Consider the following 14,689-nt stretch of genomic DNA (forward strand, 5'->3'; position numbering starts at 1 on the left):
GCGCGACAGGTCAGGCGACTTCGGCCGTGATGACCATGCTCTTCCACAAGTAGGGCCAGCGGCCCGCGCCCTGGAAACCGACCGGGCGGAACCCCTCCTCCTGCAGCATTTGTTCCAATGTCCGGCGTGAAAAGAACTTGATGTGGCCCCCGTCCCAAAGGACGGTGAGATGTTTGTCCATCTTCCCGCACAGGGCGATGGCGAGGTTCTTCAGGTAACCGTGGTAGGGGGTGGAGACGATCAGCCGGCTTCCAGGCTGGTGATCTAGCAACCGCATGGCCAACCGCAACATGGCACGCGGGTCATAGAGGTGTTCGATGACTTCCGTCGATATCACCGTGGCGAACCGCTTGCCGGCGATCGCCGCCGGCAGGTCGTCACGGCCCAAGTCCATGACGTGGAAGCGCTCGGGGCTTCCCTGCTTGCGGGCCAATTCCACGCCCGACGCGGAAGCATCCACGCCATGAACATCGAAGCCAAGCGCAAGCAGGCGGTGCGCGATCGACCCGTTGCCGCAGCCCAGATCAAGGATCGGGCCCGGCCCGGCACCTTCGAGCGCCTTCAGCAGCGCCGGCAAGAGATAGGAATGAGCCTGGGCAGACTGCACATCCGAGTAGGCATACTCGCCATATACGTAGCGGACGTCCTGCGCGCTCATGACTGATCGTAGCAGCGGCCCGCCCCCAAAAATACCTGTGTTCCATCTTGCGAAGCTCACCGCCTGGCTGATTGCCCCCCTGACGTGGGTCATCGTGCTGTGGGTCGTCTGCTGCGCCTTCTTGTTCGCGCGCAGGGTTCGCGCGGCAGCGACGGCGGGATGCCTCGGCCTGGCCGTCCTGTGGATCGCATCGCTTCCCGTGGTGGCACACGCGCTCGCCGCACATCTCGAGGGACAGCACCCCGCCCTGACGGCGGCGCAAACCGCCACAGCCGACGCCATCGTCGTTCTTGGGGGTGCCGTGTCCGGTGCCCACCCACCGGTGCGACCCACGCTGCAACTGGGGTCCTCTTCGACGCGCGTTTGGCATGCGGCGCAGTTGTACCGGGCTGGCAAGGCACCCTGGGTGATCGTCGCAGGCGGGAACCAGCCCGGGCGCGAACTGGAGCAGATCGAGGCCGAAGCGATCGTGGAGGTCCTGGCCGCCCTCGGCGTCCCCCGCCATGCCATCCGGGCCGAAAAAGGCAGCCGCAACACATGGGAAAACGCCGCCAACAGTCTGGGCATGGTGCAATCCGTCCCGGCCAGGAGGGTTTTGCTGGTCACCTCGGCCATGCACATGCCCCGCGCCCTGGCGACTTTCCGGAAGGCATGGGCGGGCACCGGAATCGAAATCGTCCCGGCGGCCACCGACGTGGTGCGCGAGACTTCGGGCACGGCCCCGAAACTGTGGATTCCTGACGCTTCCGCGCTCGCATTTGTAACAAGAGCACTAAGAGAGTACGCTGGATCCCTTGTTATCTCTACGATGTGATGTCACACTTGACACATCATGTTACGAATATCGGTGATCACGGCGGTCTTTAATTCGGCGCAAACGCTGGAAGACTCGCTTTGCTCGGTCGCCGGCCAGACTTGGCCGGAGGTCGAGCACATCGTGATCGACGGTGGCTCCACCGACGGCAGCCTCGAAATCATTTCCCGCCACCAAGGCGCCATTGCCCACACGCGATCCGAGCGCGATGACGGCGTCTACGACGCCTTGAACAAGGGCATCGGCAGCGCCACCGGCGACGTGATCGGGTTCATGCACGCGGACGACACCTACGCGTCGCCCACGGCGCTGGAGCGCGTGGCCAAGGCTTTCGAAGACCCGTCCGTGGGCGCCGTCTATGGCGACTTGGTGTACGTCGACAAGGACGACCTGTCGCGGGTGGTGCGCTACTGGCGGGCTGGCCCTTTCCGGCGGCGCCGCCTGGCCCACGGCTGGATGCCCCCGCACCCGACGTTCTATGTCCGGCGGGAACATTACCAGCGCCTGGGCGGATTCGACACGCGCTATCGCATCGCCGCGGACTACGAAAACGTGCTCCGCATCCTCTGGAGCGGCGGGGTCAAGCCCGCGTACATCCCGGAGGTGCTGGTCCGTATGCGGACGGGCGGCATCAGTAACCGTTCCTTGCCGAACATCGTGCGTAAATCGTTAGAGGATTTCTCTGCCATGCGCCAAAATGGCATCGGCGCGCTGCAGGGCGTCCTCCTGAAGAACGTCACCAAGCTCCCGCAGCTCGTTCGCCGCGGCGCCCAGATGTCCGCCGCCACGCGCAGCGCCGCTTGAGCATCACCGATTGAGGCATGTCGTGAAAAGCGTTCGATTCCTTGCCGTCGTCGCCCTCGTGGCAAGCTGCGGCATGAGCATGGCGCAGTCCACGGGCGCCACGCGGTCGATGCCGATGGGTGCCGCCCCCGCGCAGCAGGCGCCGGACGTGCGCGGCGCGCCCGCGGCCTCGCCCCCCCACCACCTGGTGGGCATCGGCCGCGACTACCGCGTCGGCCCCAACGACCTCCTGGACGTCGAGGTCATGGACCTCGACAACCTCAAGCGCACCGTCCGCGTGAACGCCGCGGGCGCCATCTCGCTTCCGCTGATCGGCCCGGTGAACGTCGCCGGCCTCACCTCGCAGGAGCTCGAGGCGCGCATCGCCGACCGCTATCGCGAGAAATACCTGCAGAACCCGCAGGTGTCGGTCTTCATCAAGGAATTCACCACAGAGCGCATCACGGTCGAAGGCGCCGTGGTCCGGCCCGGCATCTTCCCGCTGACGGGCCAGATCACGCTGCTGCGTGCGCTGGCGCTCGCCGGCGGCTTCGGCCCCATCGCCAATTCGTCCGAGGTGATGCTGTTCCGCACGAACGAGAAGCGCGAAAGGGAAGTGGCCGTGTACGACGTCGACAAGATCCGCGCCGGCCGAAGCGACGACCCCGTCATCAAGGGCGACGACCTGATCGTGGTGCAACGCGACGGCGCCCGCGCCGTGCTCAGGGACTCGATCTTCCGCGACGTGCTGGACTCCATCAATCCGTTCTCCGTCTTCTCACGCTGATGTCCGACCCCCACCTGCCATCCACTCTGGAGCGCGCCTCGCGCGCCGCACACGCGGTCGCGCTGCACCAGCCCTACGAGCTGCAGGTCGGCCACGAGGGCCGCGCCGAAGCGCATGCCGAATCGCTCACGCTCTCCGACCTGCTGCGCATCGTCTACAAGCACAAGTGGACGCTTCTCCTCGTGTTGCTCGTGGCCGGCGGCGCATCGGTCGTCAAGACACTGCTCAGCACGCCGATCTATCGCTCCACCGTGACGATGCAGATCGAGCGCTCGGCGCCGCGCGTGGTGAACTTCAACACCGATGCCAACGAAGACCAGGGCTGGTACGACGAGACCATCGCCCTCAAGACGCAATACGAGTTGCTGCGCAGCCGCTCGCTCGCCGAGCGCGTGATCGAGGAGCTGCGCCTGTTCCAGCCCACGGCCCCCACGGGACGCGAGGCCGCGCCGCCCGCCAGCGAAAGCTCTTCCGCGGCGGCCAGCGAGCCGCGCTATATCGACCGCATCCTGGGCGGATACCGCCAGCTCACCACCCCCGCCATCCGCGACACGGCGGTGCTCGGGCACGAGGCGGCCGTCAACGGCTTCCTGCAGTCGCTGACGGTGGAACCGGTACGCAATTCACGCCTCATTCGCGTCCACATCGACAACCACAACCCCGAGCTGGCAGCGCGCATCGCCAACACCACCGTGCAGTCGTTCATCGCGATGGGACTGGAGCGCCGCATGGAGGCGTCGTCGTACGCCCAGTCCTTCCTCGAGGACCAGATCCGCCAGATCAAGGCAAAGCTCGAAGACTCGGAACGCAAGCTCAACAGCTTCGCTCAGAACAAGCAAATCCTGTCCCTCGACGAAAAGACGAACGTCATCAACCAGACGTACCTCGATTTCTCCACCGCGCTCGGCCGGGCTGAACAGGACCGCATCAAGCACGAGGCGGCGCTGGCCGAAATCCGGCGCAGTCCGGACAGCGCCCAGCAGGTGATGGAGAGCAAGACCATCCAGGCCTACAAGGAAGCCAAGGCGAAGCTGGAGATCGAATACCAGCAGAACCTGGGCATCTACAAGCCCGACTTCCCGAAGATGGTGCAACTGAAGGGCCAGATCGAAAAAGCCGATGCGCAGATCAAGGCGGAAATCGCCGCTATCGGCCAAGCCGTGCAGTCGCAGTTCGAAACTGCGCAAAAGCAGGAGGCGCTGCTGCGCCAGAAGCTCGGCGCCACCCACCGCCAGGTCCTCGTCACGCAAGACAACAGCATCGACCTGAACCTGCTCAAGCGCGAAGTCGACACCAACCGCCAGCTGTATGACGGCCTGCTGCAGCGCCTCAAGCAAGTGGGCGTCTCGGGCGGCCTCACCACGAACAACGTCTCCATCGTGGACAAGGCCGAGGCCCCCCTGCTCCCGTTCAAACCCGACCTCGGCCGCAACCTGATGTTTGGTCTGGGCATCGGCCTCGTCCTTGGCCTTTGCATGGTGTTCCTGCTCGAATACCTCGACGACTCCTTCAAGTTCCCGGACGAAATCGAGCGCACGCTGGGCGTGCCGTTGATGGGCATCGTTCCGCTGGTGAATCGCCGGCGCGAGGAGGGGCCTTCGGTTGCCATCGAAGTGCACACGCAGCCGCGTTCGCCAATCGCAGAAGCCTACCGCTCCCTGCGGACGGCCCTGCAGTTCTCCACCTCGGAGGGCGCGCCGCGGCGCCTGGTCGTGACCAGCACCACGCGCGACGAAGGCAAGAGCACCACGGCGCTGTCCCTGGCGATCAACTTCGCGCAAATGGGCGCCCGCGTGCTGCTGATCGACGCCGACATGCGCAACCCGTCGGTGCACAAGCAGCTGGGTACGCACAACGACGCGGGCCTGTCCAACCTGCTCTCCGGCGACTACGGGGCTGAGGCGCTGATCCTCCCGACGCAGGTGCCCAACCTGAGCGTGATGACGGCCGGCCCCCTGCCGCCGAACCCCGTGGACCTGCTCATGGGACCCAAGCTCGCGGGCCTGCTCGATCATTCCACGGCGAACGGCTTCCAGTACGTGATCGTGGATGCGCCTCCGCTGCTGGGCATCGCGGACTCCATCGTGCTGGGTAGCCAGATCCAGAACATCCTGTTCGTCGTGCAGGCCAGCCGCACCCGCAAGGGACACATCAAGGACGCACTGCGCCGGCTGCGCCTGGCCGGCCTGGTGCCGCGCGGCATCGTGCTGACGCAGGTTCACCGCCACGCCACGCACGCGGACTACGAGTCGTACTACGGCTACGGCGCCGTCGAGAAGAAGGCGGGCATCGCGGGCGGCCAACCCGCCGCCTGACCCCGCCGGTGGCCGCGATGGCGTCCCCGCGCGAAGAGTCCTCGCTCCACGCCGCGCTGCTGGAGTTCCACCGGCATCCGGGACGCCACTCGCCTGCCTTGCGCGAGCCGCCGGCCCTCTTCGCCGCGATCCCGGCAGTCCTGCAGGTCGCCGCGGGGCGCGCGGGCGGCGAACACAACGTGCAACTTCGCGAGGCCGCTTGTGCCTTCGTGCGGGCTGCACTCGTGTTTCCCGGGGCCAGCCACTACGCCATCCTCGGGCTGCAGTCCGGCTGCACCACCGACCAGGTGAAGGAGCACTACCGGCTGCTGATGCGCCTGATGCACCCCGACTTCGCCGCGGCGGGAAGCTGGCCGGCGGACGCGGCGGCTCGACTGAATTTGGCCTACGAGGTCCTCACGATGCCGGCCCACCGCATAAGGTACGACCGCGAGCTCGCGGCGAAGCCTGTGCCTGTTAGGGTGCCCGCACCAGAACGTGCACTGCCGCGTGCGCCGATCTCCCGGCGGCGAATGCCCATGGAGGCGCGAAAGCTGTTGATGCTCCTGGCGGGGGGATTCGGCGCGGTCGGGTCGTTGGGCGTCGCCGCGCTGTGGCTGTCCGGCAGCGAGCGCGACGGGCTTATCCAGCGACCCATCGTGTCGCTGTTGTCCGCGCCGCGCGCTCGCGATGCCGCGCCGCAGCCGGCACCCACCCCGCAACCTGCAACCACCTTGCGGGAACGTCCGGCCGTGGCTGCCACTGTCGTCGCTGCAACGCTCGAAGGCAGTGAACCGGCGCGCGGCTTGACTCAGCCCTCTTCAGCCCCGGTGATCGAACCTGCCGTGGTGGCGACTCTGGTTGCGGCCCCCGCGCCGGCCACTCCGCCTCCGCCGTCCCCGGCTGCACCCGCACCGGCGCCCGTTGCGGTGCTTGCTCCCGCCGCGCCCGTGCCAGTTGCACCCGCGCCGGCCGCGAAGACCCCCGGAATCACGCTCGCGGAAGCGCAGCCGCTGCTCGCCGCCGTGTTACAGCAGCTGGAAACCGGACGCGGCGATAGGCTGGTCGCATTGGCCGAGCGCGAAGCTCGGGTCGCTCCTGGCGCGCAAGCGCTCTCGCGCCAGGTGGACGGCCTCAGCCAAGGGCGCACTCTACGGGTTTCGCAGGCGCATTTCCGCGTCGAACCGGCGGAAGATCGACTCGTCGTCATCGGGAACCTGCAGGTGACGTCCACCGACGAGGCGGAGGGCAGCCGGCCCAAACCGCTCGTGCTGCGCGTGGAGTTCGCGGCCCGCCGCGGTGGCGCGGCCATCGCCGGCCTGAGCAGCATGACGCGGCCCGAGCAATGATGCGGGCTCTTGCGGTCGGCGCCGCGTTTGCCGCACTCGTGATCGCGGGCGCTGGCCTGCGCACGCACCTTGCGCTTTCCTGCGCCCGGGGAGAAGTCGCCTTCGGTCCGTGCCCGGCCGCGGCGGTGTCCGGCAGCGCCGAGGAACTCGCCGAAATTCGGTCGAGGATCGCCGCCGGCCCGGGCGACAGTTGGGCGTATGCGGCGTTGGCGCGCCCCGGTGTCCAGGGTGGCGAGGCCTTGCTGCCGGCAGCCACGCGGCTCGCACCGAATGCGCCGAACGTCGTCATGGCCCGCGCCAACGCAGCGCTCGCGCGCGCGGACTGGGCCGGCGCCGTGCCGCCGCTGGTCCAACTGGCGACCCACTACAGCGCACAGACGGGCGACCCCGCGGCGCTGCTCGCGCGCATCGCCGCCTCCGGCCACGCCAGCCTGCTGCGGCCATTCGTCGGCCGTCACAGCGAGTGGTTTCCCGTGCTCGTGGACGAGGCCGTGCGTCTGCAATTGCCCCTGGAAGGCCTGGTGCCGCTCGTCGCCCATGCGAATGCCACCGGGGCCATGCCGACGCAGCGGTTACGCGCTTTCGTGCGCACCCTCAAGCGCCGCGGGCGCTGGGGTGACGCTTTCGGGCTGTGGCTCGCGCAACACGATGGCCGAGTGCCGGTGCTCTACAACGCGAACTTCGATCTGGCGTTCGAGCCCGACGGTTTCGATTGGGAAGGCCCCGCGGATGCGCCCCCCAAGACGGGCGCAGTCGCCCGGACGCGCCCCTTCCCGGGGCGGCGGCAGGTGCTCGAAGTCGACTTCACGGGGCAGGCCTACGTAACGCCGGTGGTGCGCCAGTACCTCATGCTCGCGCCTGGGAGGTACCGTTTGACGGGCCAGTTCATGGCGACGCGGCTGCGTTCCGAAGCCGGCTTGGCGTGGACGGTTCGCTGCGTCACGGGCACTCAGGTCGCCGACGCGCCGGCGTTCCGCTCCACCGCGTTCACGGAAACCGGCGGCTCATGGGTTACCTTCGAGTTCTCGTTCGACATCCCGCCGTCCTGCGGCCCCGTCGCGAGCCTGCAACTGGATCCCGTCGCCCCCTTCGAGGCGACGGCGGGGATACGGGGGACCGCGTATTTCGACGCCTTCTCGCTGAAAAAATCGCCTTCCTGACACCCAGCGATACACACATTGTTACCTTTTTCGTTTATAGTGAACGACGATCTTCCTGCCGGAGTGAAGTCATGATGCACCGCCTCCTCGTCCTTGGCCTCGCCTTCGCCGCCACGGGTTCGCTCGCACAAAGCCCTGCAGCGCTCGGGAAGGTCGCGGAGGTCGAAGGCGTCGTCACCGTCAGTGATGGCGCCACCCTCACCACGGCAAAGCCGGGCACGGTCATCCAATCGGGAGACCGTTTCCTGACGGCCTCATCGGGTGCCGCTCGCCTTACGTTCGAAAACGGGTGCGTGGTTTCGCTGAAGCCGAATGAGACGCTGACCGTGAGTTCGAACATGACCTGCCAGGAGCTGCTTGCGGCCGTGCAACCCGTCGCAGCGGTCGCAGGGGTGACGAGCAACACCTTGCTTCTCGTGGGTGCCGCAGGCACTGCCGCTGCCGTCGCCGGGCGCCAGGGCAATTCGTCGGGGATTGCTGCAGCGCCGATCAGCAGCCAATGAAATCGAGCCGGCCGCGGCCGGAATCGACGGGGCCCCTGGGCCCCGTTCCTCTTTGTGCGGCGGCACTGATCATGCTCGCCGCGCCATTGATGCGAGGAGGGAACCGGCACGCCGCATTGATCGTGCTCGAAGCCCTGGGCCTGGTGGCGCTGGTATCGTTGTTCGCGCAGCCCACGGCGAGGGCGCGGCTTTCCTGGCCGGGCCGGATGGCTTCCGCCGCTCAATGGCTTCTCGTGGTCAGTCCGGCCGTCTTGGCGATCGTCTACCTCGTGCCCATCCCGTTAGCCGCGTGGTCGGCATTGCCCGGGCGCGAATTCTACGTGCGCGCGATGGGCGAGGCCGGTGTGACTGCCCCCCCTTGGCTCGCAATCTCGCTGGTCCCGCAAGTAACGGCCGCGTCGCTGCTGGCCGGCATTCCGATGGTCGCGGCCTTCCTGGTGGGGCGGGCGTGCAAGCTCGAGCAATTGAAGGTATTGGCGCGGATTGTCGTGTGCGTCGCCTGGTTCCAGGTGGTGCTCGGCCTGCTACAGGTCGCCAGCGGCCAGGACTCGCCGCTCTACTTCGGCGCCGGAAGCCAGCGTCCCGTCGGCACGTTCGCCAACAGCAACCACTATGCCAACTACCTGGCAGCCGCGCTGATCCTCTACATCTGGCAGGCCTTCGAACCGCGCTCGATCACCCGGCATGAAAACGCGATCGCATGGTTCGCAGGTGGGATGCTACTCGTGCTCGGGATCGTGATTTCGCGCTCTCGGGGCGCCGCCGCCACGGGGCTGAGCGCAGCAGTCGTCGCATTTGCATGGGCGGCTGCCGCCCGCAGCGAAGACCCCGGCCGCAAGCGCAGGATGATGCTCCTGCTGCCCGCAGCGGCAGCGACGATCACCGCCCTGGTGGGGCTCGACTTTTTGCTATCCCGCCTAAGCTCCGCGGACCTTGCAGGCTCCGCATCCTTTCGCGCATCGCTGACGCGCACAACGCTGGCTGGCGCGGCCGAACTGTGGCCGCTGGGGGCCGGGTGGGGCGCATACCCGTCCGCCTATCCGCGCTTCCAGTCTGCCGACATCCCCGGGTTCGCCAACCATGCGCACCAAGACTATGCGGAAATGCTGTTTGACGGCGGCGTGTTCGCGCTCATTCTCGTGGCCGCTTTCGTTTTCTTGGCGGCGCCGCGCGCCGCCTCGCTGGTGCGGACCTCTGCCGGCGAGCAACGCGAGACGCGCGCCTCCGCACTGTGCGGCCTAGGCCTGCTCGGCTTCCTGCTGCACTCGCTGGTCGAGTTCAACATGCACATTCCGGCCAACGCAATCCTCGCGTCGCTGCTGGCGGGCGTGTACCTGCGCCCCCTGGATGAAGAGGTGAGCCGCCCATGAAACTGCTCGTCTTCGCCGGCAGCACGCGCACCGGCTCCTACAACCGCAAGCTCGCGCACGTCGTCGCGCGCATGGCGGCGGCAGCGGGCGCCGAAGTCACGCACATCGAGCTCGCCGACTTCGACATCCCCATGTACAACGCCGACCTCGAGGCGCGCGGCACGCCGGCCGACGTGATGCGGCTGAAGCAACTCATGTACGAGCACCCGGCGTGGATCATCTGCACGCCCGAGTACAACGCCAGCTACCCGGCGCTGGTGAAGAACACGCTCGACTGGGTGTCCAGCCCCGTCAAGGGCGACCCGGTGTGGGGCGACGACTTCCGCTCCTCGCGCGGCAAGGTGGTGGGCGTGCTCAGCGCCTCGCCCGGCGCGCTGGGCGGGCTGCGCTCGCAAAGCCACCTCATCCCGCTGCTGATGAACCTCAAGTGCTGGGTCTGCCCCACGGTATTCGCGCTGTCCCGCGCGGGTGACGCGTTCGATGCGCAAGGCGAGCTCGTCGCCGACGCCTCGAAGAAGCGCGTGCAGGCCGTGATCGACGAGGTGCTGGACGCGGCGCGGCGCCTCGCGCCCTAGGTGGCGCCGGCCAGGCGCTCCAGCGCGATCAGCGACTCGATCCCGATGCGCCCGTAGCCGAGCGTCACCGCGCCGGCTTCCACCAGCCCCTTCAACTCCTTCGACAGCGTCTGGCGCGTGATGCCCAGCATCATCGCCAGCGCTTCCTGCGACACCGGCACGTCGCGGCGCGAGTGCAGCGACTGCGTGGCGTCGCCGCGCGCCAGCAGCAGCAGGCGCCGCGCGATGCGCGCGCGCGTCGAGCGCAGCGTCGCGTCTTCCACCATGCCGTACAGCGAGCGCGTGCGCGCCGCGAGCAGGCGGCACACCGCCTGCGCGAACGGCGCACGCTGCATCAGCGCATCGAAGGCTTCGTTCGGCATGGCCAGCACGCTCGCCGCGCCGAGCGCCGTCGCGTCGTGCGTGCGCGGCAGGCGATCGATCAGCGAGATCTCGCCGAACCAGTTGCCCGCCTCCAGCACGACGAGGATCGCCTCCTTGCCGTCCTCGCGCAGGCTCGACACCTTCAGGTGCCCTTCGACCAGCCCGTAGAACGCGCCGCGCCCGGCGCCGACGGCGTCGCCCTGGCGAAACAGCATCTCGCCGGCGCGCAGCCGCACGGGCTCCGACGCCGCCAGCATCGCGCGGCGCTCGCGCAGCGGCAGCGAGGCGAACCAGGGGTTGGCCGACAGGCGCGGCAGCAGCTCGTCCGTGCTCTTCATCGCGGGCCATTGTCAAATTCTTGACAGTGGCCGGTCAAGCGCGCGCCACAATGACGCATCACGCAGGAGACACGCATGGAGATCGCATCGCTGCAGAAAGTCGTGAGCGCGCAGGAGTGGGAATTGCGCGTGCAGCTGGCCGCCTGTTACCGCCTGGTCGCGATGTACGGCTGGAGCGACCTGGTGTTCACGCACATCAGCGCGCGCATCCCCGGCCCCGAGCACCACTTCCTGATCAATCCCTACGGCCTGATGTTCGACGAGATCACGGCCTCGTCGCTGGTGAAGGTCGACCACCGGTGCAACAAGGTGATCGACTCGCCGTTTCCGGTGAACCCCGCCGGCTTCACCATCCACAGCTGCATCCACGAGGTGCGCGAGGACGCCGCGTGCGTGCTGCACACGCACACCCGCGCCGGCGTGGCCGTCAGCGCGCAGAAGCACGGCCTCCTGCCCATCTCGCAGCAGAGCACCTTCGTGCTGCCGTACCTCGCGTACCACAACTACGAAGGCGTGGCGCTGCGCGACGACGAGCGCCCGCGCCTGCAGCAGAACCTGGGCACCAAGCGCTTCCTCATGCTGCGCAACCACGGCCTGCTGGTCGTGGGGCGCGACATCGCGGAGGCGTTCCTCAACATGTACACCTTCGAGAACGCCTGCCGCATCCAGATCGACGCGCTCGCCGGCGGCAGCCAGCTGATCCCGATCGATCCGCGCATCATGGAGAACATGGAGCAGGTGATGAAGGTGGTGTCCAGCGGCGCCGGCCCGATGATCGCGTGGCCCGCCCTGCTGCGGCGCCTGGAGCGCACCGACCCCAGCTACAGGACCTGAGCGGCGGCGTGCTCGGGGCGCTGCGGCTGCGGCCGCGCCTGGTGCTCCAGCACGATCACTTCCTTGCGCAGCAGCTCGGCCTCGCCGAAGTAGGTGGCGAAAGCCACGTCGGTGGCGTCCATGCCCGAACCGATGCGCACCAGCCGTTGCGGCGGCGCCATCCCCGTCGGGTCGAACATCACCCAGCGGTCGCCCAGCCAGGCCTCGAAGACGGCGTGGAAGTCCTGCGGCGGGTCGTCGAACCACACGTAGCCCGCGACGAAGCGCGCCGGGATGTTCAGCGCGCGGCAGAACGCGATGGCCAGGTGCGCGAAATCGCGGCACACGCCTTCGCGGCTTTCCAGCACGTCCAGCGCGCTGGTGGTGATGGTGCTGCTGCCGGGGCGGTAGCGGATGTTGCGGTGGATCCAGCGCACGATGGCCTGCACGCGCGCGAGCCCCGGCCGGTCGTCGCAGAACAGGCGCTGCGCGACCTCGCCGATCGCGTCGGCCTCGCAGTAGCGCGAAGGCAGCAGGAAGCGGAAGACCTCATCGGGCAGGTCGGCCAGCGGCGCTTCCTCGGGCATCTCAGCCACCGGCTCCGTATCGAGCCGCACGTCGGCGCTGTAGGTCACCACGAAACGGCCGGGCGGCACGTCCACGCGCACGTAGCGGTTCGCGCTGGCGTGGTCCTCGAACTCGCGCCACCGCGCCTCGGGCGTGATGCGGAATTCCTCCGCCAGCACCGTCTGCGCACCGCATCGCGCCGCATGCAGGTGCAGGCAGAAGTGCGCCGGCGTCTTCGCCTCGTACTCCAGCAGGGCCTGGATGGTGGATGTGGCCATGCGGCCATCGTAGGCCGGCGCGCCGGCGTGGCCCATCGGCGCACAGCACGAGGGCCTGTAGGAGGCGCCGCCTACTACTTGCCGAACAGGCCCTTGAGCTTGTCGCCCAGGTTGGCGCCGGCGGCCGTGCCGGGGCCCGGCGCGATCAAGGTGCCGATCGCCGCGCCCGCCAGTGCGGCGCGGCTCAGGGTGACCGAGGGCGAATCCAGCGTGCCACCCACCACCAGCGGCACGCCCAGCGCCTGGCCCGCCACCTTCTCGGCCAGGTTCACGTTGACGTTGCCGCCCAGGTTCTTCTCGGCCGACATGGTGACGTGACCGGTGGCCGACAGCGCGCCCGACGACGCGACGAGGTTGTTCAACTCCGCCGCGCGCCCGCGCGTGACGAGCTGGCCGGCCAGCGTGTCCAGCCGCGTCTCGCCGCCGCGGTTCATGCCCACCGTCTTCACCGCCTGCTGCAGGTCGATGCCGTGCACCACCGCGTTGCGGATGGTGAACTTGGTCTGCGACTGCAGCACGTCGGGCAGCGCGCCCAGGTCCTTCAGGTTGGCCTGCACGTTGGTGTGCGCCTCCAGCCGGCCCGTCAGCGTCTTGGACGGCGCGGTGAAAGTGGAGACCTCCACGTTCGCGGTGTCGAACTCGCCTTGCAGCTGCGGCTCGCTGCGCGCGTTCTTGCTGGTCTCGAAGCGGCCGGTGATGGTGCCGCCGCCGACCTGGCCCTTGAGCGCCCACTTGTTGCCCGTGCGCTGCAGCTTGGCCTGCACGCCCTCCCAGCGGCCTTGCGAGACCTCGATGTCCACCTGCGCCGGCAGGCCGTCGTCGTCGATGCGCGCCGTGGCGTCGATCACGCTGCGCTGGTTCTTCGTGTCCACCCAGGTCACCTTGTCCAGCACGATGCGCTGCGGCAGTTGCACCGTCGCCTCGCCCGCGGGCTTCTTCTCCTTCGCCTTGTCCGGATGCGCCTTCTTGTAGGCCGCGGCCACGGCCGCGATCGCATCCTGCGAGATCACCGCGTTGCGCACGTACAGCGTGGAGATCTCCAGCTTCTTCTGCAGCAGCCCCGACCACACCGGCCGCGCCTCGATGCGCTCGAACGACAGCGGCGGGTTGCTCTTGACCACGGCGCGCTCCACCGCCACCGCGGGCAGCGGCCACACGTCCACCGTGAGGCCACCGAGCTCCACGGGCACGCCGGCGGCGGCGGAAACCTCCTTGGCCACGCGCAGGCGGAAGTCGTCGCTGCCCACCCAGGACTTCAGCGCGAGCGCCACGCCGGCCAACGCCAGCACGATGACGGCGGCAATGCCGAGCAGCCACTTGAGCACACGGTTCATGCCTGCATTGTGGCGAAATCCCGCGCCCTGCACGAAAGTGCGCGCGTGGCTAGCATGGCTGTTTCGCCCCCGACCCCAGGAACTCTTCCATGAAGCTCTACTACTCGCCCGGCGCCTGCTCGCTGTCGCCGCACATCGTGCTGCACGAAGCCGGCCTCGCGCACCAGGCCATCAAGGCGCCGACCAAGACGCACCAGCTCGAAGACGGGACGGACTACTACACGATCAACCCGCTGGGCTACGTGCCGCTGCTGGAACTGGACGACGGCGCGCGCCTGCGCGAAGGGCCGGCGATCGTGCAGTACCTGGCCGACCTGGTGCCGACGAAGAACCTCGCGCCGGCCAACGGCACGCTGCAGCGCTACCGCCTGCAGGAGTGGCTCACGTTCATCGGCACCGAGATCCACCAGAAATACTCGCCGCTGTTCAACCCCAACCTGCCCGAGGAAGCCAAGCAGGTTTTCCGCGACAAGCTGGCATCACGCTACAAGTGGGTCGACGGCGAGCTTCAGGGCAAGCAGTACCTGATGGGCGACAACTTCACCGTGGCCGACGCCTACTTCTTCACCGTCACGCGCTGGGCGGACCCGCTGAAGATCGACCTGTCGCCCTTCCCCAACGTGAAGGCGCACCACGAGCGCGTAAAGCAGCGCCCCGCGGTGCAGGAAGCGTTGAAGACGGAAGGTTTGCTGAAGTAGCGCGC

General features: G+C 68.1%; 15 protein-coding genes. 11 read left to right on the top strand and 4 right to left on the bottom strand.

The window, feature by feature from the left end; translation table 11 throughout:
• Positions 1–10: 10 nt before the first annotated feature.
• Positions 11–658, bottom strand: a complete 648-nt coding sequence (locus tag WG903_RS03600) for a class I SAM-dependent methyltransferase (RefSeq protein WP_340072847.1) — start codon at positions 656–658, stop codon at positions 11–13.
• On the opposite strand from WG903_RS03600, the gene WG903_RS03605 reads away from it, so the two are divergent.
• The 9 genes from WG903_RS03605 (at position 657) to WG903_RS03645 (ending at position 10,293) form a co-directional block, all read left to right on the top strand.
• Positions 657–1,472: a YdcF family protein gene (locus WG903_RS03605; RefSeq protein WP_340072848.1), complete on the top strand. Its 816-nt coding sequence runs from the start codon at positions 657–659 to the stop codon at positions 1,470–1,472. The genes WG903_RS03600 and WG903_RS03605 overlap by 2 nt on opposite strands.
• A 33-nt stretch (positions 1,473–1,505) precedes the next feature.
• Positions 1,506–2,276: a glycosyltransferase family 2 protein gene (locus WG903_RS03610; RefSeq protein ID WP_340072849.1), complete on the top strand. Its 771-nt coding sequence runs from the start codon at positions 1,506–1,508 to the stop codon at positions 2,274–2,276.
• Positions 2,277–2,298: 22 nt separating this feature from the next.
• Positions 2,299–3,042: a polysaccharide biosynthesis/export family protein gene (locus WG903_RS03615; protein ID WP_340072850.1), complete on the top strand. Its 744-nt coding sequence runs from the start codon at positions 2,299–2,301 to the stop codon at positions 3,040–3,042.
• Positions 3,042–5,357, top strand: coding sequence for a GumC family protein (locus WG903_RS03620; protein WP_340072851.1), 2,316 nt, complete (start codon positions 3,042–3,044; stop codon positions 5,355–5,357). The genes WG903_RS03615 and WG903_RS03620 overlap by 1 nt, the downstream gene beginning before the upstream one ends.
• Before the next feature lie 17 nt (positions 5,358–5,374).
• Positions 5,375–6,685 (top strand): J domain-containing protein, encoded by a 1,311-nt coding sequence (locus WG903_RS03625; protein ID WP_340072852.1) that lies wholly within the window; start codon positions 5,375–5,377, stop codon positions 6,683–6,685.
• On the top strand, positions 6,682–7,845 hold the full coding sequence (locus WG903_RS03630; RefSeq protein WP_340072853.1) for a hypothetical protein: 1,164 nt from the start codon (positions 6,682–6,684) through the stop codon (positions 7,843–7,845). The genes WG903_RS03625 and WG903_RS03630 overlap by 4 nt, the downstream gene beginning before the upstream one ends.
• Positions 7,846–7,916: 71 nt before the next feature.
• Positions 7,917–8,348: a hypothetical protein gene (locus WG903_RS03635; protein WP_340072854.1), complete on the top strand. Its 432-nt coding sequence runs from the start codon at positions 7,917–7,919 to the stop codon at positions 8,346–8,348.
• 71 nt (positions 8,349–8,419) lie between these two features.
• Positions 8,420–9,718, top strand: a complete 1,299-nt coding sequence (locus WG903_RS03640) for an O-antigen ligase family protein (protein WP_340072855.1) — start codon at positions 8,420–8,422, stop codon at positions 9,716–9,718.
• Positions 9,715–10,293, top strand: coding sequence for an NADPH-dependent FMN reductase (locus tag WG903_RS03645; protein ID WP_340072856.1), 579 nt, complete (start codon positions 9,715–9,717; stop codon positions 10,291–10,293). Before WG903_RS03640 ends, WG903_RS03645 begins: the two co-directional genes overlap by 4 nt.
• On the opposite strand, the gene WG903_RS03650 is transcribed toward WG903_RS03645, so the two are convergent.
• On the bottom strand, positions 10,290–10,994 hold the full coding sequence (locus tag WG903_RS03650) for a Crp/Fnr family transcriptional regulator (protein ID WP_340072857.1): 705 nt from the start codon (positions 10,992–10,994) through the stop codon (positions 10,290–10,292). The two genes, WG903_RS03645 and WG903_RS03650, sit on opposite strands and share 4 nt — an antisense overlap.
• Before the next feature lie 75 nt (positions 10,995–11,069).
• Between WG903_RS03650 and WG903_RS03655 the strand changes: the two genes are divergently transcribed.
• Complete coding sequence (locus WG903_RS03655) at positions 11,070–11,828, top strand: class II aldolase/adducin family protein (RefSeq protein WP_340072858.1); 759 nt, start codon at positions 11,070–11,072, stop codon at positions 11,826–11,828.
• Here WG903_RS03655 and WG903_RS03660 read toward each other — a convergent pair.
• Both WG903_RS03660 and WG903_RS03665 read right to left on the bottom strand, forming a co-directional pair.
• Positions 11,816–12,652, bottom strand: coding sequence for a transglutaminase-like domain-containing protein (locus WG903_RS03660; RefSeq protein WP_340072859.1), 837 nt, complete (start codon positions 12,650–12,652; stop codon positions 11,816–11,818). The two genes, WG903_RS03655 and WG903_RS03660, sit on opposite strands and share 13 nt — an antisense overlap.
• A 74-nt stretch (positions 12,653–12,726) precedes the next feature.
• Complete coding sequence (locus tag WG903_RS03665) at positions 12,727–13,986, bottom strand: hypothetical protein (RefSeq protein ID WP_340072861.1); 1,260 nt, start codon at positions 13,984–13,986, stop codon at positions 12,727–12,729.
• Between the two features lie 89 nt (positions 13,987–14,075).
• Here WG903_RS03665 and gstA point away from each other — a divergent pair, with 89 nt between their 5' ends.
• Positions 14,076–14,684: a glutathione transferase GstA gene (gene gstA, locus WG903_RS03670; RefSeq protein ID WP_340072862.1), complete on the top strand. Its 609-nt coding sequence runs from the start codon at positions 14,076–14,078 to the stop codon at positions 14,682–14,684.
• The last annotated feature ends 5 nt before the right edge of the window (positions 14,685–14,689 follow it).

The organism is Ramlibacter sp. PS4R-6 (assembly GCF_037572775.1).
Lineage (GTDB): Bacteria > Pseudomonadota > Gammaproteobacteria > Burkholderiales > Burkholderiaceae_C > Ramlibacter.